The 17,690-nt window shown below is 62.0% G+C and carries 16 protein-coding genes and 2 riboswitches; of the genes, 3 read left to right on the top strand and 13 right to left on the bottom strand.

Annotation, left to right across the window (positions count from 1 at the left end; all coding sequences use genetic code 11):
• Nucleotides 1-105 precede the first annotated feature (105 nt).
• The 3 genes from AACX99_RS15540 to AACX99_RS15530 all read left to right on the top strand — a co-directional run bounded on the left by AACX99_RS15540 (nucleotide 106) and on the right by AACX99_RS15530 (nucleotide 7,667).
• Nucleotides 106-3,393 (top strand): carboxyl transferase domain-containing protein, encoded by a 3,288-nt coding sequence (locus AACX99_RS15540; RefSeq protein WP_339413158.1) that lies wholly within the window; start codon nucleotides 106-108, stop codon nucleotides 3,391-3,393.
• Between the two features lie 100 nt (nucleotides 3,394-3,493).
• Nucleotides 3,494-5,395 carry a 1-deoxy-D-xylulose-5-phosphate synthase gene (gene dxs, locus AACX99_RS15535; protein ID WP_339413157.1) on the top strand — a complete coding sequence of 634 codons (1,902 nt, stop codon included), beginning with the start codon at nucleotides 3,494-3,496 and terminating at the stop codon, nucleotides 5,393-5,395.
• 66 nt (nucleotides 5,396-5,461) lie between these two features.
• A riboswitch (cobalamin riboswitch) is annotated at nucleotides 5,462-5,674 on the top strand.
• A gap of 100 nt (nucleotides 5,675-5,774) precedes the next feature.
• Nucleotides 5,775-7,667: a TonB-dependent receptor domain-containing protein gene (locus AACX99_RS15530; protein ID WP_339413155.1), complete on the top strand. Its 1,893-nt coding sequence runs from the start codon at nucleotides 5,775-5,777 to the stop codon at nucleotides 7,665-7,667.
• A 53-nt stretch (nucleotides 7,668-7,720) separates the two neighbouring features.
• Here AACX99_RS15530 and AACX99_RS15525 read toward each other — a convergent pair whose 3' ends face one another.
• From AACX99_RS15525 to nrdR, 13 genes are all read right to left on the bottom strand, one after another.
• Nucleotides 7,721-8,518 carry a cobalamin-binding protein gene (locus AACX99_RS15525; RefSeq protein ID WP_339413153.1) on the bottom strand — a complete coding sequence of 266 codons (798 nt, stop codon included), beginning with the start codon at nucleotides 8,516-8,518 and terminating at the stop codon, nucleotides 7,721-7,723.
• Entirely contained in the window at nucleotides 8,518-8,931 is a 414-nt protein-coding gene (locus tag AACX99_RS15520) for an MFS transporter (RefSeq protein ID WP_339413151.1), read from the bottom strand. The genes AACX99_RS15525 and AACX99_RS15520 overlap by 1 nt, the downstream gene beginning before the upstream one ends.
• A complete protein-coding gene (gene ribA / locus AACX99_RS15515; protein WP_339413149.1) occupies nucleotides 8,928-9,548 on the bottom strand; it encodes a GTP cyclohydrolase II in 621 nt (206 codons plus the stop codon). Before ribA ends, AACX99_RS15520 begins: the two co-directional genes overlap by 4 nt.
• A 122-nt stretch (nucleotides 9,549-9,670) precedes the next feature.
• Nucleotides 9,671-10,318, bottom strand: coding sequence for a retropepsin-like aspartic protease family protein (locus AACX99_RS15510; protein WP_339413147.1), 648 nt, complete (start codon nucleotides 10,316-10,318; stop codon nucleotides 9,671-9,673).
• 17 nt (nucleotides 10,319-10,335) lie between these two features.
• Nucleotides 10,336-11,064 (bottom strand): substrate-binding periplasmic protein, encoded by a 729-nt coding sequence (locus AACX99_RS15505; protein ID WP_339413146.1) that lies wholly within the window; start codon nucleotides 11,062-11,064, stop codon nucleotides 10,336-10,338.
• 16 nt (nucleotides 11,065-11,080) lie between these two features.
• A complete protein-coding gene (locus AACX99_RS15500) occupies nucleotides 11,081-11,611 on the bottom strand; it encodes a phosphatidylglycerophosphatase A family protein (protein WP_339413145.1) in 531 nt (176 codons plus the stop codon).
• Nucleotides 11,604-12,572: a thiamine-phosphate kinase gene (thiL, locus tag AACX99_RS15495; protein WP_339413144.1), complete on the bottom strand. Its 969-nt coding sequence runs from the start codon at nucleotides 12,570-12,572 to the stop codon at nucleotides 11,604-11,606. The genes AACX99_RS15500 and thiL overlap by 8 nt, the downstream gene beginning before the upstream one ends.
• Before the next feature lie 233 nt (nucleotides 12,573-12,805).
• A complete protein-coding gene (gene nusB, locus AACX99_RS15490; RefSeq protein ID WP_339413142.1) occupies nucleotides 12,806-13,297 on the bottom strand; it encodes a transcription antitermination factor NusB in 492 nt (163 codons plus the stop codon).
• Nucleotides 13,294-13,770: a 6,7-dimethyl-8-ribityllumazine synthase gene (ribH, locus tag AACX99_RS15485; RefSeq protein WP_087515564.1), complete on the bottom strand. Its 477-nt coding sequence runs from the start codon at nucleotides 13,768-13,770 to the stop codon at nucleotides 13,294-13,296. Before ribH ends, nusB begins: the two co-directional genes overlap by 4 nt.
• A gap of 51 nt (nucleotides 13,771-13,821) precedes the next feature.
• The gene (gene ribBA / locus AACX99_RS15480; protein ID WP_339413138.1) at nucleotides 13,822-14,916 is read right to left on the bottom strand and encodes a bifunctional 3,4-dihydroxy-2-butanone-4-phosphate synthase/GTP cyclohydrolase II; all 1,095 of its coding nucleotides are present in this window, start codon (nucleotides 14,914-14,916) and stop codon (nucleotides 13,822-13,824) included.
• A gap of 12 nt (nucleotides 14,917-14,928) precedes the next feature.
• The gene (locus tag AACX99_RS15475) at nucleotides 14,929-15,591 is read right to left on the bottom strand and encodes a riboflavin synthase (protein WP_339413136.1); all 663 of its coding nucleotides are present in this window, start codon (nucleotides 15,589-15,591) and stop codon (nucleotides 14,929-14,931) included.
• A 168-nt stretch (nucleotides 15,592-15,759) separates the two neighbouring features.
• Nucleotides 15,760-15,918, bottom strand: a riboswitch (FMN riboswitch).
• Between the two features lie 83 nt (nucleotides 15,919-16,001).
• Nucleotides 16,002-17,117, bottom strand: a complete 1,116-nt coding sequence (ribD, locus tag AACX99_RS15470; RefSeq protein ID WP_339413134.1) for a bifunctional diaminohydroxyphosphoribosylaminopyrimidine deaminase/5-amino-6-(5-phosphoribosylamino)uracil reductase RibD — start codon at nucleotides 17,115-17,117, stop codon at nucleotides 16,002-16,004.
• A gap of 2 nt (nucleotides 17,118-17,119) precedes the next feature.
• Entirely contained in the window at nucleotides 17,120-17,584 is a 465-nt protein-coding gene (nrdR, locus tag AACX99_RS15465) for a transcriptional regulator NrdR (RefSeq protein WP_304868110.1), read from the bottom strand.
• Nucleotides 17,585-17,690: the final 106 nt, after the last annotated feature.

Raw genomic sequence — 17,690 nt, 5'->3', positions numbered from 1 at the left:
CGCCTTATCACCCACATCAATAGCCCAACCCACACCCGCTAAGGCTTGGTTTACCTGAGCCGCAGAGCGCCTAAGATGGCTGCAGAATAAAAATCTGGAGCCACCATGCCCGCTACCGCCGCGCCCTTCGCCGCCCTGCTGATTGCCAACCGTGGCGAAATCGCCATCCGTATCGCCCGCGCCGCCAGTGAACTGGGCATCCGCTCGGTTGCCATCTACGCCGAGGACGATGCCGCCTCCCTGCATGTACGCCAGGCCGATACCGCTGTAGCCCTCAAGGGACGTGGCGTCGCGGCCTATCTGGATATGGATCAGATAATCGCCATCGCCCAGGCTCAGGGCTGCGATGCCGTGCATCCCGGCTATGGTTTTCTCGCGGAAAACGCCGAATTCGCCCGCCGCTGTCAGGCCGCAGGGCTGTGCTTTGTCGGCCCCAGCAGCGAGGTGCTAAAGCTGTTTGGCGATAAGGCCGCGGCACGGGCATTAGCCGAACGCTGCGCGGTGCCACTGGTGGCGGGGATCAATCGACCGATCAGCCTGGATGAAGCCCATGGCTTTCTCGCCGAACATGGCGCGGTCATGCTCAAGGCCTTGGCCGGTGGCGGTGGCCGTGGCATGCGCCCGGTATTTAGCGCCGCCGAACTGGACGAAGCCTTTGCCCGCTGCCAGTCCGAAGCCCGCGCCGCGTTCGGTAATGACGCGCTGTATATCGAGCAACTGGTGCGTAGTGCTCGGCATATCGAGATTCAGGTGCTGGGCGACAGTACAGGCGCGGTGAGCCATCTGTGGGAGCGTGATTGCAGCCTGCAACGCCGCCAGCAGAAGCTGGTGGAAATCACCCCCAGCCCGGACCTGCCCCCTGCCACCCGCGCACTAATGATCGAGGCTGCGCTGCAACTGGCCCGCGCCGCCCGCTACCAGGGCCTGGGCACCTTCGAATTTCTGCTGGATGCCGAGCAGCCCGAGCGCTTCTATTTTATGGAGGCCAACCCGCGCATCCAGGTCGAACACACCGTGACCGAGCAGGTCACTGGCGTCGATCTGCTGCACACCCAGCTCAAGCTGGCCGCCGGCCAGACCCTGACTGAGCTCGGCCTATTGCAACCGCCGCCGCTGAATGGCTGCGCCGTACAGCTGCGCATCAACCTGGAAAGCATGAGTGCCGATGGCAGCACCCGCCCGGCCGCTGGCACTCTAACCGCCTACCAGCCGCCCAGCGGCCCCGGCCTGCGCGTGGATGGCTACGGTTACGCCGGCTACCCGGTCAGCCCCAGCTATGACTCACTGCTGGCCAAGCTGATCGCCCATGCGCCGAGCTACCCCAGCGCCCTGCGCCGCGCCTATCGCGCGCTGTGCGAATTCCGCTTGGAAGGCGTAACGAGCAATCTGCATCTGTTGCAAAACCTGCTGCGCCTGCCGCAGGTGGCGAGCTATCAGCTGACCACACGCTTTGTCGAAAACCACCTAGACGAGCTGCTGGCCGCGCAAACCCAGGCTCATCCGCACCACTTCTTTGCAGCCATACAGCCCACGGACCAAACCACCAAACCGGTAGTAGACGCACCACCCGGCTGCCTGCCGCTGCTAGCCCACAGCACCGGCGTGGTGGTCAGCCTGGACGTGGCCGAAGGCGATGCGGTGGCCGTCGGCCAGAACATTGCCGTGCTGGAGGCGATGAAGATGGAGTTTGTCGTCACCGCCAGCCACAGCGGCATCGTCCGCCAACTGGCCGCGCAGGTCGGTAGCGCACTCAATGAAGGCCAGCCGCTGCTGTTTATCGAACCCGCCGAAGTCGACGCCGCCGCCAGCCAGAGCGAACAAAGCCTGAACCTTGAGCATATCCGTGCGGACCTGGCTGAAGTGCTTGAGCGCCATGCGGTGACCCGCGACGAGCGCCGCCCGCTAGCCGTGGCAAAACGGCGCAAAACTGGCCAACGCACGGTGCGCGAAAACCTTGCGGACTTGCTGGATGACGGCAGCTTTAACGAATACGGCGCCCTGGCGATTGCCGCGCAACGCCGCCGACGTTCGCTGGAAGAGCTGATCGAGCAGAGTCCGGCCGATGGCTTGGTGGCCGGTACCGGAACGGTCAACGCCGAGGCGTTCGGCAACCAGGCGGCGCGCTGCATGGCCATCGCCTACGACTACACGGTGTTCGCCGGCACCCAGGGCGTGATGAATCACAAGAAGACCGACCGCATGCTCGGCCTCGCGGCGCAGTGGCGCTTGCCCCTGGTGCTGTTTGCCGAGGGCGGCGGCGGCCGACCGGGCGATACCGATTTTGTCGGCGTGGCCGGGCTGGACTGCCATACCTTTGTCGCCATGGCCAAGCTCTCCGGGCTGGTGCCGCTGGTGGGCGTGGTGTCTGGCCGCTGCTTTGCCGGTAACGCCGCCCTACTAGGGTGCTGCGATGTGATTATCGCCACCGACAACGCCACCATCGGCATGGCCGGCCCGGCAATGATCGAAGGCGGCGGCCTGGGCAGCTTCAAGCCAGAGGAAGTCGGCCCGGTCAGCGTGCAAGGCCCCAACGGGGTGATCGACGTGCGCGTGGCCGACGAAGCCGAAGCGGTGCGGGTGGCCAAGCAGTATCTGAGCTACTTCCAGGGCGCACTAAAGGACTGGGACTGCGCCGATCAACGCGAACTGCGCCACTTGATTCCGCAAAACCGCCTGCGCGTGTACGACATCCGCCAGGTCATCGCCACCCTGGCCGACCGCGATTCGGTGCTGGAACTGCGCCGCCAGTTTGCGCCGGGACTAATCACCGCATTTATCCGCATTGAAGGTAAGCCATTCGGCCTGCTGGCGAATAACCCCGCGCACCTCGGTGGCGCCATCGACGCGGTCGCTGGCGACAAGGCCGCGCGCTTTATGCAGCTGTGCGACGCCTTCGATATCCCATTGCTGTCGCTGTGCGACACACCTGGATTTATGGTCGGCCCGCAGGCAGAGAAGCAGGCCACGGTGCGCCATGTCTCGCGCATGTTTGTTGCAGCCGCCAGCCTGACGGTGCCGTTCTTTACCGTAGTGTTGCGCAAGGGTTACGGCCTTGGTGCCCAGGCCATGGCCGCCGGCAGCTTCCATTCGCCGCTGTTTACCATCGCCTGGCCCAGCGCCGAGTTTGGTGCTATGGGCCTGGAGGGTGCGGTGCGCCTAGGTTTTGCCAAGGAACTGGCGGCCATCGAAGAGCCCGCCGCGCGCCAACAGCTGTTCGACAAGCTGGTGGCCAAGGCCTACCAGAACGGCAAGGGCATCAATATGGCCAGTTTCCTCGAGATCGATGCGGTGATCGACCCCGTGGAAACTCGCGCCTGGCTGCTGCGCGGCCTCAACGCCACGCCCAAGCCTGCACCGCGTGAAGGCAAGAAGCGCAGCGTCGATAGCTGGTAAGCGTTCAGCCCAGGGCGGGCATCTTGCGACAGCTTGTTTGGGCAGTTTCCGGCGCTTCGGGTAAACTGCCGCATCTTTTGCACCTATAACGATCTGCCTGATGCCGACGACCTTCCACGAGATTCCCCGTGAACGCCCGCTGACGCCCCTTCTAGACCGCGCCAACACGCCGGACGAGCTACGCCGTCTGGGCGAAGCCGAGCTGGAAGTCCTGGCCGATGAGCTACGCCAGTACTTGCTGTATACGGTCGGGCAGACCGGCGGGCACTTCGGCGCGGGCCTTGGCGTGATCGAGCTAACCGTGGCGTTGCATTACGTCTTCGACACCCCGGATGATCGGCTGGTGTGGGATGTCGGCCATCAGGCCTACCCGCACAAGATTCTTACCGGCCGCCGCGAGCAGATGGGCAGCCTACGGCAGAAGGACGGCATCGCCGCCTTCCCGCGCCGCAGTGAGAGCGAGTACGACACCTTCGGCGTCGGCCACTCCAGCACCAGCATCAGCGCAGCCCTGGGCATGGCGATCGCCGCGCGCATCCAAGGCAGCAAGCGCAAAGCCGTAGCGGTAATCGGCGACGGCGCACTGACCGCCGGCATGGCCTTCGAGGCCCTGAACCACGCCAGCGACGTCAGCGCCAATATGCTGGTGATCCTCAACGACAACGACATGTCGATCTCCAAGAACGTTGGCGGCCTGTCCAACTACCTGGCCAAGATCCTCTCCAGCCGCACCTACGCCAGCATGCGCGAGGGCAGCAAGAAAATCCTCTCGCGCCTGCCGGGTGCCTGGGAGATCGCCCGTAAGACCGAAGAGCACGCCAAGGGCATGCTCGTGCCCGGCACCCTCTTCGAGGAGTTGGGCTGGAACTATATCGGCCCGATCGACGGCCACGATCTGCCGACCCTGCTCGCCACCCTGCGCAATATGCGCGACCTCGACGGCCCGCAGTTTCTGCATGTGGTGACCAAGAAGGGCAAGGGCTTTGCTCCAGCCGAAGTCGACCCGATTGGCTATCACGCGATTACCAAGCTGGACCCGATCAAACCGGCCGCCAGTGCCGAGCCGAAGCCGCCCGCGGGGCCGAAATACTCCAGCGTATTTGGCCAGTGGCTGTGCGATATGGCCGCGACGGACCCGCGTCTGGTCGGCATCACCCCGGCGATGAAGGAAGGTTCCGATCTGGTGGCGTTCAGTGAACGCTATCCCGAGCGCTATTTCGACGTGGCCATCGCCGAGCAGCACGCGGTGACCCTGGCCGCCGGTATGGCCTGCGACGGTGCCAAGCCGGTCGTGGCCATCTACTCGACCTTTTTGCAACGCGCCTACGACCAACTGATCCACGATGTGGCCGTGCAACACCTCGACGTACTGTTCGCCATCGACCGCGCCGGCCTGGTCGGCGAAGACGGCCCGACCCACGCCGGCAGCTTCGACCTCGCCTATCTGCGCTGCATCCCAGGCATGCTGGTGATGACGCCGAGCGATGAAAACGAACTGCGCCGCATGCTCAGCACCGGCCACCTGTTCAATGGCCCGGCGGCGGTGCGTTATCCGCGCGGCAGCGGCCCGAATGCCACCATCGAGCCAGGTCTTGAACCACTGGAAATCGGCAAGGGTATGGTTCGCCGCCAGGGTAGCAAGGTGGCCCTGCTGGTATTCGGCGTGCAGCTGAGCGAAGCGCTCAAGGTTGGCGACGCACTCGACGCCACGGTGGTAGACATGCGCTTTGTCAAACCGCTGGATGAGGCCCTGGTACGCCAGCTGGCAGCCAGCCATGAGCTGCTGGTGACCGTCGAAGAGAACAGCGTGATGGGCGGCGCCGGCAGTGCAGTCAGCGAGTTCCTCGCCCACGCAGGCATCCTCAAGCCAATGCTTCATCTGGGCCTGCCCGACTACTACGTCGAACACGCCAAACCGGCGCAAATGCTCGCCGAATGCGGACTTGATGCCGCAGGTATCGAAGCCGCCATCCGCACGCGTCTCGCCAGCCTTTCTGCATGAGCACCGCTCATCCAGAGCTGAGCCAGGCTTGCTTGTAATTCATCCACTCGCGCATTAATGTGCGCGGCGTTTTGCTTCCGCCAAGGTGCGCCCTTCCACAGTGAAGCGGCGTTAAACGGGAAGCCGGTGCGTTCTGACGAACCATCCCGGCGCTGCCCCCGCAACGGTAATCGACCGCAGAGCCATTCTGCACGCCACTTCAACGCCACTGGGTTATCCCGGGAAGGCGAGGCGGCGCACGTCGAGAGCCCGGAGACCGGCCTTGCTGGATGTGACTGGTGTTGCGGAGGGCATCACCGTCAAGTTCAGGCTGCCTCAGCGCGCCCGTTCTTGCCCCTGCCCTCCTCAAAAGTCTTCCGACCTTTTGAGGATTCTCTACGTGAAATTGTCCCGTCTTGCCCTGGCTGTGGCGCTGCTGCCGTTGACTGTTCATGCTGACCAAATCAGCAACAGCGCAGACTCGCTGGAGTTGCCGCCGCTGGTTGTGACCTCCGGGCGACATGCCGAACCGATCCAGCAGGCAACCGCTGCCACTACAGTATTTACCCGCCAGGACATCGAACGCCTGCAAGCGCGCAGCGTGGCAGAGCTGCTTGAGCGCGTACCCGGCGTCAGCGTCAGCCGCACCGGCGGAGCAGGCAGCCAAACCGGCCTGTTCGTGCGCGGCACTTCGACCGCGCAAACTTTGGTTCTGGTCGACGGCCAACGTATTGCCGCCGCGTCCAGCGGCACCAGCAGCCTGGAGTTTCTCAGCCCGGAGCAGATCGAACGCGTTGAAGTCGTGCGCGGCGCGCGTTCGGCGCTCTATGGCTCAGATGCCATTGGTGGCGTCGTGCAGATTTTCACCCGCCAAGGCAGCGGCGACGGCCTGAAGCCCTACATGCGTGTTGCTGCCGGCAGCAACCAGACCTTCGAACGCAGCCTCGGGGTATCCGGCGGCGACGAGCAAACCCGCTTCAACCTGGGCGCGGCACTCGATGAAACTCAAGGGATCGACGCCACCCGCGATAATTTCGGCGCCAACGGCGATGACGATGCCTACCGCAATAAATCACTGAGTCTGAATCTCTCACACCGTTTCAATGACGACTTAAAGATCGGCTTCAGCGCCCTCGACCAGCGCGGCCAGAGCGAGTTCGAAGACCTCTTCAGCACCTCACTGCCCACCACGGACTTCCAGCTGAGCAGCCTCTCCAGCTACATTGATGGCAATATCAGCGACGTCTGGAATAGTCGCCTGGAAATCGGCCACAGCGAGGACAAGCGCGACACCGGCAACGATCAGCCAAACGCCAGCGCATTCTCGTTCTACAGCTTTAATACCTACCGCGACTCAGTCAACTGGGTGAACACACTGGCCCTCAACGAGCGCCACCAAGTGCTGCTGGGCGCCGATTGGTATGAGGATCGTGTAAATGGAAGCGAGGACTTCACTGAGGACTCGCGCTGGAACCAGGCGGCCTTTATCCAACACCGCTACAACGCCGACTATTTCTCCACCGAACTAGGTCTGCGCCACGACAAGAACCAGCAATTCGGCAGTGAGAACACCTGGAATGCCGCGCTAACCGTGCCGTTCAATCACAACAACGACCTGATCCTGTCCTATAGCGAAGGCTTCCGCGCACCGACCTTCAACGACCTGTACTACCCAGACTTCTGCTTCGGCGGTTTTTGCTCCGCCAGTGCCAACCCCGACCTAAAGCCGGAAACCTCCAGAAGCTACGAAGCGCAATGGCGTAGCCGTTACAGCAAAACCGGCGCACTGGAGCTGTCGCTATACCGCATCGACCTGCAGGACGCGATTGTTCTCGACCAGAACTTCATTCCACAGAACGTACAGACCGCCCGTATAAACGGCTTCGAAGCAGCGCTAAAGCAGGAGCTGTTCGGTTGGCAGGGCAACCTGGCACTCGCCTTGATCGATCCACGTGATCGCGACACTGGCCATACGCTCACCCGCCGCGCCAAGCGCACGCTGAGCCTCGATTTGGACCGTACGTTCGGCGAGTTTGCGCTGGGTGCCAGCTGGCGCGCGGTCAGCGGTCGCTATGACGATGCCGATAACACCCGTGAGCTCAGTGGATACGGCCTGCTCAACCTGCGCGGCAAATGGCAAGCCAGCCAGGAAGTGGCCTTCGACCTGAAACTGAACAACCTCTTCGATAAGGATTATGCCGAGGCGACTTACAGCACCAGCAACGGCCGCTTCGGCTACAACAACGAAGGCCGCACCGCGCTGTTTGCCGTGACCTGGGCGCCTCAGCTCTGAGGCGCTAACCGTCAACCAGGCAATCGACTGAGCCCCGCAGAACGCGGGGCTTTTTAGTGTGCGCGGCTCAGGGCCTGACACAGCCGCTCGGTGGCTGCCAGCATCTGAAAGCTCGGCCGTTCCAGTCCGGCATCCGGCACTAGCCATAGCTGCTTACGCTGAACCGCCGCCACGCCCGGCCAGATACGCCAGGCGTCCAGCTGCCCTTGCACGCCGGCCAGAATCACCTCAGGGTTCGCTTGCAGCACCGCTTCCACACTGACCTGCGGCGCAGGCAAGGTGAGCTCGGCAAAGATATTCTCGGCGCCGCAGACACGCAGGGCGTCGCTGATAATCTGCTGCCCGCCGATGGTGTACAACGGCGTATCCCAGACCTGATAGAACAGACGCAACGGCTGTACACGCTGAAAGCGCTGACGCAACGCAGCCAGGCCGCGATTGAATTGCTGCTGCAGTTGCTGACCCTGCTCGGCGCGGCCGATACGCGTGCCGATGTCGACGAAGTTTTCTGCTAGGTCAGCCAGCTTGCGCGGCTCGACGATCAGCAGGGGAATCCCCATACGTTGCAGCTGCTGGCGTTGCGCGCTGCTGATGCTGTCGGGCCAGAGCAGCACCAGATCGGGCTGCAGTTCGAGCAGGCTTTCCAGCTCCAGCTGACCATACTTTCCAACCGAAGGTAGCTGCGCCAGCGCTGCAGGGCGCTCACCACCATCCAGCACGCCGACCAGCAGATCGCCCGCCCTCAGCTCCAGCATGATTTCGGTCAGCGACGGGGCCAGCGTGACCACTCGCTCAACCGCCGCCGCCGGCAAAGCCAGCGACAACAGCACACCGAGAATGAGAGGACGCATCAGCCGAGTTGGCGAGGAATGCGGTAGAGGTAGAGCATTACGATGCTGGAAATCGCCAGCAGGATCAGCGGAATCGCTTCCAAGCCCGCGAACACTGCAATGGCGGCAATCCAGGCCGGCAGGGCCGCACCGAGAAAGCCCAGACGGCGTACCCGCGCCAGCTCAATCCAGGCGTCATGCTCATCGGCGGTACCCAAGGCTTTTTCTGTGGCGATCAACGCGCGTTTGTAGCCACTGAACAGCGGCAGGCTGACAAACATTGAGGCCAACCCGCCGATAAACAGTGGCATGGTCAGCAGGCCTGGTTGGCCCGAGCCATACAGCAGGTTGAGCAAAAATAGCGGTGCGAGGGTCACGGCCAGTTGCCGCCACCACTCCAGCGCCAGCCGCTGGCGCACTTCGCCGCGCGTCACAGGCTTTCCTCAACCTCGCCCTGGTGCAGGCTGCCGAGCATATGCCCGAGCTTGCCGGCCTTGGTCGCCAGGTATTTTTTGTTGTGCGGGTTGTGGTCGATCTGCAGCGGCACGCGGGTCGCCACATTAATACCCATATCGCCCAACGCCTTGACCTTGCGCGGGTTGTTGGTCATCAGTTTGAGCTGGCGGATACCCAGGTGATCGAGCATCGGCAGGCAGATCGCGTAGTCACGCTGATCAGCCCCGAAGCCCAGGCGTTCATTGGCTTCCACGGTATCGGCACCGCCATCCTGCAGCTCGTAGGCGCGGATCTTGTTCAGCAGACCAATGCCACGGCCTTCCTGACGCAGATAGAGCAGGACGCCACGGCCTTCATTGGCAATCGCACGTAGCGCCGCTTCAAGCTGAAAACCGCAATCACAACGCAAGCTGAACAGCGCATCGCCGGTCAGGCATTCGGAATGCAAACGGCCCAGCACAGGCGCGTCATCGGCCACATCACCAAAGGTCAGGGCTACATGTTCCTTGCCAGTGGCCTCTTCAAGGAAGCCATGCATGGTGAATACGCCGAAGGGCGTAGGCAGCTGGGAGGCGGCGACAAATACAACGGACACCGGATGCTCCTAAAGAAAATGGGCAGGGGAAATCAGCCGGCATTGTAACAGCAGGCCCCGGTAGCCGCTTAGCCTGAATTACTGATGATAAGGATCGAGCCAACGCGAGGTTGCCAGGGCCCCTAGTACTTGGACTCCAGCACCAGCATATCCTGCTCGACCTTCCAGCCAACGCGGCTAAGAAAGCTCATGCCAAGCAAGGCTTCACGTGGCGAACTGCCTTCCAGCACTACGGCCTCGACACCCAGCACTTCCAGTTCACCGATCTTGACCCGGTCCAGCGTCACGCGCCAACCGCGCGCAGTACCGCTGGCAGTGCTGACTTGCAAGGGCGAGCCAATCACCCGGTAATCAATACCCAGGCGGCGCGCATGTTCGTCATTCAGGGCCACCGAAGTCGCACCGGTATCCACCAAAAACTGGATGGACTGACCATTGACCGAGCCTGCTACCCAGTAATGGCCGCCAATGCCTTTGGCTATGCTGAGTTGCTTCTTCTGCGCTTCGGCAAAGCCGTTGCTGTACTCGCGGCTGAGGCTGTAACTGCGCTCCACTCCGTCAACACGCAACACTGCACCACGGCTGTCAGCACTGACGACGACCACACCGCCAGGGCCAACCTGACCGACTTTGACCAGCTTACGCTGACCGTCAACATTCAACACCGCCGCGCCAGGAAACAGACCGACAACCCGCACTTGGTTGGCCGCCATCACACCACTGCTAAGCAGCAATGGCAGGCTCAATAACAGAACTTTCAAGGCGTACATGGGGCGTCTCGTACAGGTTAGTCAAACGGATAAGGTTGCTGCCAACGCTCGAAGATCGGCCGTAGACTACCGCCGGCTACCAGCTTATCCATGCGTTTATCGAACAGTTCTGCCAGGGTTCGGCCACGCGGTGTATCGGCAAAGCCAAGATAGACCGGCAGCTTGGTCAGTTGGGTAACACGGTAGCGATCAGGCTGGCTGGAGGTGCTCAGCACGTCCTCCACCTCGGTCAGGGCATCGAGATAGAGATCCGCATGGCCCAGATCAAGCATACCGAGGATACCGTTACGGCGTAACACTTCGCGGTACTGGTGCAAATTTGGCAGATAACGTTGGTACTCATAACCACGCATCCAGACTAGGCGGTACTCGCCAAGCGACTCTTGGGTAGGGATGGGCTTATCCCGCAGGCCCAGCGCGGCAATCTGGTCGGCGTCGTAGTTCCAGCGTGGATAGAACACACCCTGCTCGACTTCATTCAGGTAAGAGCCGGCCCAGGCATCTGCAGCGCCGCGCTGCACCAGGCCGATGGAGCGGGTGTAAGGCACACTCTGGATGTCCAGCTGCACACCGGCAGGCTCGAATACCGTGCGGAAAATCTCCCACGCCATGCCAGTGCCATCGGCATGGGTATGCCCTTCCCAGGTTTCGCTGGCAATACGGATCAGCGTAGACTCAGCGGCGCACAGCGGCCCGCTGCCAATGCTTATCACCAACCACAGCAACCACCGACAGCAGCGGCCCATTAGCGATCCTTTTTGATTACCAACCCAGCGCCGCAGCCAGCCCATTGGCCCAGCCCCAGACAATCAGCTGCAGGGCCATCCAAGCAAATACGCCGGCAAGCACGTCATCGAGCATGATGCCGACACCGCCGTGCACGTGCCGATCGATCCAGCGAATCGGCCAAGGCTTGAGGATGTCGAACAGGCGGAACAATAGAAAGCCTAGCAGCAGCCAGCCCCAGCCGTCCGGCACCAGCCAGAGGGTAATCCACATGCCGACCATTTCGTCCCAGACGATGCCTTCATGGTCATGCACCCGTAGATCATCGGCCACCTTGCCACACAGCCAGAAGCCAAACAGCATGGTGATGCCGAGCATCAGCCAGTAGCCCCAGTCCGGCAACATCTGAAACAACGGAATAAACGGCAGCGCCACCAGCGAGCCCCAGGTACCCGGAGCTTTCGGCAACGTGCCAGAGCCGAAGCCAAAGGCCAAGAAATGCCAAGGGTTGCGCCAAACAGAAGGCGGTACGAACTCGGCGGGGACTTGCTTGGGATGATCAGTCACTGGCGCTTCCAAAATGTTGATAGCCGCTGCGTGGCAGTTGTACGGGCTGGCCTTGCGAGTCCAACAGAGTAACGCCTTGACCCGCCGCGACACGGCCAATAACCCGTATGGGCCAGCCCGCCAGCTGCAAATCAGCCAGATACTGAGCAGGCAGGGTAAAGGCCAGGCGGTAATCATCGCCACCACTTAATGCGCATTGACGCGCCGCCGACTCGCCGACAAACGCCAGCAAAGCCGAGGATATCGGCACCTGCGCCTGCTCAATCCGCAACTCTACGCCGGATGCCGCAGCAATATGCCCGCAGTCGGCCAGTAAGCCATCGGAGATATCCAGCGCGGCCGTGGCCTTGCCACGCAGCGCCAGGCCCAATTCAAGCTGCGGCATAGGCGACCAGTAACGCGCAAGCAGCGCTTCGGCCACTGCGGGCTCGGCTTGGCGCTGCCCGAGCACCAGCGGCAAGGCACCAGCAGCATCGCCCAACTCACCACCGACGCAGAGCAGATCACCGATTTGCGCGCCCTTACGAGTCAGCGCCATGCCAATCGGCACGCGGCCGAACACGGTCAAGGTGAGACTCAAGGGGCCACGGGTGGTGTCGCCGCCGATCAAGCGAATCGCACAGTGCTGCGCCATCTTATCCAGACCCGAGGCAAATGCCTGCAGCCAATCCGGCTCGGCACTGGGCAGGGTCAAGGCGAGGGTAAAACCGAGAGGCGCCGCGCCCATGGCGGCCAAATCACTGACCGAAACGCCGAGCGCACGTTGCGCCAGCAGAAACGGATCGGGCGATTCAGGAAAATGCACCCCAGCGACCAGGGTGTCGGTAGAAATCGCCAGCTGTTCGCCAGCCGGCAATTGCAACAGGGCGCAGTCGTCACCAATACCCAATGCCACGCCTTCGCCAGCCTGCGCACAGGACGCAGCGGCGAAGAACTGACGGATCAGTTCGAACTCACCCATGAGATGGCAACGATCTGCTGCGCGTCGGTCCTACTGCGTTGCAACGACCAACGGGAGTAACAGCCGAAGGCTGGCCCGAAGGGCGAGCGAAGCGAGTCAAAGCAGACTCGGAATGCTCATGTGCTACAGCACACTCCGCCTCCTCGCCTGCTTTGACCAGCCGGAGGCTGTTACTACGTAGCGCCTTGCAGGACTCTAGCTCGCAAGATCGTAAATCAAGCATCCAAAAAACCTTAACGCTTGTTAGCGCGAACTTCATCCGCGCGTAAACGCGGTGCCAGCTTGTCCAGCACGCCGTTGACGAACTTGTGCCCGTCGGTAGCGCCAAACACCTTGGCCAGTTCGATGCCTTCGTTGATCACCACCCGATAAGGAATATCGATGCGGTTTTTCAGCTCGAAGGTCGATAGACGCAGGATCGACAATTCAACCGGGTCGATCTCATCCAGCGGGCGGTCGAGCAGCGACTCGAACGCGCCATCGATCTCGGTTTTCTGCCGCGGCACGCCGTGCAAAATCTCGTGAAAGTAAGCACCATCCACCGCAGTAAAATCGTTATCGACGCGGAATTGCGCTTCGATCTCGTTCAGCGACTGCCCAGCCATGTGCCAGGAGTACAAGGCCTGCATGGCCAGGGTGCGTGCCTGACGGCGCGCGAGGGTCTTGCTGCTGGGGCCTTTTTTCGGCGCTTGTGGCTGCTGCCCGGTACCGTCGTTCTGGCTCACTTGGCCTCCAACTGCGCCAGCAGGCTGACCATTTCCAGGGCGGACAATGCAGCTTCCGCGCCCTTGTTGCCGGCCTTGGTGCCGGAACGCTCAATGGCTTGCTCGATGGAATCGACAGTCAGTACGCCAAAGGCAACCGGTACACCGAACTCCATGGACACCTGGGCCAGGCCTTTGGTGCATTCGCCAGCAACGTACTCGAAGTGCGGAGTGCCGCCACGGATTACCGCACCGAGGGCAATGATGGCGTCGAAATCACCACGCTGGGCGACTTTCTGCGCGACCAGAGGGATTTCGAAGGCACCCGGCGCGCGGATGATGGTGATGTCGCTTTCGCTCACGCCGTGGCGAACCAGAGCGTCAACGGCGCCGCTTACCAGGCTTTCGACAACGAAGCTGTTAAAGCGGCCGACGACCAGTGCAAAGCGGCCCTTAGGGGCGATAAAAGTACCTTCGATGGTCTTCAGGGTCATAACGCGTCTCGTCTATTTAAAGAGCCGGGCCGCCAGTGGCGACCCTTGGGATTATTTGGAGGGCAGGTATTCTACAACTTCCAGATCGAAACCGGATATTGCATTGAACTTCATCGGCGAACTCATCAGGCGCATCTTGCGCACGCCGAGGTCGCGCAGAATCTGCGAACCGGCACCGACGGTGCTGTAGGTGGTCGGATTGGCGACTTTCGCCTCACCGCCCAGCTGGCGCTCCAGGTGCGCCAGCAGGTCCGGGCCGGTCAGCGGGTTGCCCAACAACAGCACCACGCCACTACCATCCTTGGCCACTTCGGCCATGGCTGCGCGCAAACTCCAGCGGCCCGGTTGGTTGACCATAAACAGGTCGCGCAGCGGGTCCATGTTGTGCACCCGTACCAGCGTTGGCTCTTCCGCGCAGATTTCGCCCAGGGTCAGGGCCATGTGCACGTCGCTCTCCACCGAGTCACGATAGGTCACCAGATTGAACTGGCCCAGCTCGCTGTCGAGTACCTGCTCGCTGACGCGCTCAACGGTACGTTCGTGAATCAGACGGTAGTGGATCAGGTCAGCAATGGTGCCGATCTTGATGCCGTGCTCGGCGGCGAAGACTTCCAGTTCAGGGCGACGCGACATAGTGCCGTCGTCGTTCATGATTTCGCAGATCACTCCACTCGGCTCGAAACCGCCCATGCGTGCCAGGTCGCAGGCCGCTTCGGTGTGGCCGGCCCGTGCCAAAACGCCGCCAGGCTGAGCCATCAACGGAAAGATATGCCCGGGGCTGACGATATCATCGGCCTTCGCGTGCTTGGCCGCAGCGGCCTGCACGGTACGCGCGCGGTCGGCGGCCGAGATACCGGTGGTCACCCCTTCTGCCGCCTCGATCGAAACGGTGAACTTGGTGCCGAAACCGGAACCGTTACGCGGAGCCATCAACGGCAGTTTGAGGACTTCGCAGCGCTCGCGGGTCATCGGCATGCAGATCAGGCCACGGGCGAAGCGCGCCATGAAGTTGATGTGCTCGGCGGTTACACACTCGGAAGCGATGATCAGATCACCTTCGTTCTCGCGGTCCTCGTCATCCATCAGGATGACCATCTTGCCGGCGCGGATGTCTTCGACCAGTTCTTCGATACTGTTAAGAGCCATGCTGGCGATTCCTTATTTGTTCAGGTAGCCGTGTTCGGCGAGAAAACTTGCGGTCATGCCCGAGGCTTGCGGCTCGGCGGCCTTGTCACCGAGCAGCAGACGCTCCAGGTAACGGGCCAACAGGTCGACTTCGAGGTTGACCCGACTGCCAGGGCGATAGTCGACCATGATGGTCTCGGCCAGGGTATGCGGCACGATGGTCAGCTCGAATTCGGCGCCGTTGACCGCATTGACAGTCAGGCTGGTGCCATCGACGGTGATCGAGCCCTTGTGGGCGATGTACTTGGCCAGTTCGCGCGGCGCGCGAATGGTGAACTGCACGGCGCGGGCGTTATCGGCGCGGGCGACGACTTCACCGACGCCATCGACATGGCCGCTGACCAAGTGACCACCAAGGCGACTGCTAGGCGTCAGTGCCTTCTCCAGATTGACCTTGTTACCGGCCTTCAAACTGATGAAGGCGGTATGCGCCAGGGTTTCACGGCTGACATCGGCCCAGAAACCATCGCCCGGCAGCTCAACGGCCGTCAGGCACACACCGTTGACCGCAATGCTGTCACCCAGCTTGACGTCAGCGAGATCGAGCTTGCCAGTCTCCACATACACCCGTACGTCACCGCCCTTAGGCGTCAGTGCGCGGATGCTGCCAATGGCTTCAATTATGCCGGTAAACATGCCACCCCCTTCTTAACGCCCACGGCAAAGCAATGGCGAACAACGCCACAAACCTGGGGCACGGAATAAAAATCAGACATCTAGACCAACTCCTGTTTTATAAAAAACAGGGCGTACTTGATCGATAGGGATTTAGCGAGGCACGCCTACGCGCGCCCTGATAGGCAATCCCGCTCTCTCTTTATCCGGACTTTAACCGTCGGCCCCGGAATCACACCGGGTCTGCTGACCTTGCTTGGAGGTTTACACCACCTGACAAGCGCTCGCGGGCTAGGCTTTGCAGCCATTACCGCCGGTGGGGAATTACACCCCGCCCTGAGAACGTTACGGCTACTTGCGCAGCCGAGACGCGTTTTACCACAAATTGCCTGCGCTCTGCATGGCCAAGCGACCACATGAATAGCGACCGATCAAACAGCCGGCTGTGGCACCGCGATAATCCGCCAATCATCACCAACTGCGCGCATCTCGACGATTTTCAGCGCGGGCGCATCGGCCATTCGTGCCAACGGCAGATCAAGCAGCGGCCGTGCGCTGGAACCAAGCAGCTTGGGCGCGACGAACAGCTGATACTCATCTACCAGGCCCAGACGGGCGAACGCCCCGGCCAGACGCGGCCCGGCTTCAACCAACACCTCATTGGCGCCACGGCTGCCCAGCTCGACCAGCAGCCGGCGCAGGTCAACATGCCCGTTACTGCCGGGCACGGCCAATAGTTCGTGCCCATCGTCCAGATAGCGATCCCGCGCTGAAGCTGCCGCACAGGTCGCCACCATGGCAGCACCGGCCTGGAAGAACGGTACATTGAGCGGCACGCGCAAACGTCCATCCACCAACACCCGCAGCGGTGGCCGAGCCTGCGCCAGGGCACTCAGTTCGGCTCCCAGGCCCAGTTCGTCTGCGCGCACGGTCAGGCGCGCATCATCGGCCAGCACCGTATCAGCACCAGTCAGCACCACGCTGGAACGCGCCCGCAGGCGCTGCACAGCGGCGCGCGCGGCCGGGCCGGTAATCCACTGGCTTTCGCCGCTGGCCATGGCAGTACGCCCATCCAGGCTCATCGCCAGCTTGACCCGCACAAACGGCAGGCCCTTCTCCATACGCTTGATAAAGCCGGCATTCAGCGCGCGCGCTTCAGCCTCCAGAACCCCGCTCTGCACCGCAATACCGGCGCGCATCAAACGCAGCAGGCCATCACCAGCGACCTGCGGATTAGGGTCCTGCATGGCGGCGACCACACGGCTGACACCGGCATTGATTAACGCATCGGCACAGGGCGGCGTGCGCCCATGGTGGCTGCAGGGCTCCAAAGTGACGTAGGCCGTCGCACCACGTGCCTTATCGCCGGCCTGGCGCAGCGCGTGTACTTCAGCGTGGGGCTCGCCTGCGCGGGCATGCCAGCCTTCGCCGATGATGCGCCCATCACGAACGATCACGCAGCCAACGCGCGGATTGGGGTGAGTCGAGTACAGGCCTTTACGGGCCAGCTCCAACGCGCGAGCCATAAAGGCGTGATCGGAATTCATCGTCAACCTTTGACAGGTTCGCGGGACAGGCGGTCGATTTCCTCGCGGAACTCGTTGAGGTCTTGAAAGCGCTTGTATACCGAGGCAAAGCGGATATAGGCCACCTCATCGAGCTTCTGCAGCTCGCCCATCACCAGCTCACCGAGCACCAGCGATTTGATCTCGCGCTCGCCAGTGGCGCGCAGCTTGTGTTTGATATGGGCGATGGCCGCTTCCAGGCGCTCGATGCTCACCGGGCGTTTTTCCAGCGCACGCTGCATCCCCGCGCGCAGCTTGTCCTCATCGAAGGGCTGACGGCTGCCGTCCTGTTTGATCAGGCGCGGCATCACCAGCTCGGCGGTCTCGAAGGTGGTGAAACGTTCTTCACAGGCCAGGCATTCACGCCGACGACGCACCTGCTCACCCTCAGCAACCAGGCGCGAGTCGATCACTTTGGTGTCATTGGCAGCGCAGAAGGGACAGTGCATAAATAAGGTCGGCTTTAGAACGAAGGTAGCCATGGTAGCGCATCCCGCAGGCAAGACAAGCCGAGGGCTTTGCGGTATACAGGCGCCCATGCAAACCAGCGGAGCT

Source organism: Pseudomonas sp. EA_35y_Pfl2_R5, from assembly GCF_963970805.1.
Lineage (GTDB): Bacteria > Pseudomonadota > Gammaproteobacteria > Pseudomonadales > Pseudomonadaceae > Aquipseudomonas.
This window is presented reverse-complemented; position numbering and strand designations above follow the sequence as displayed.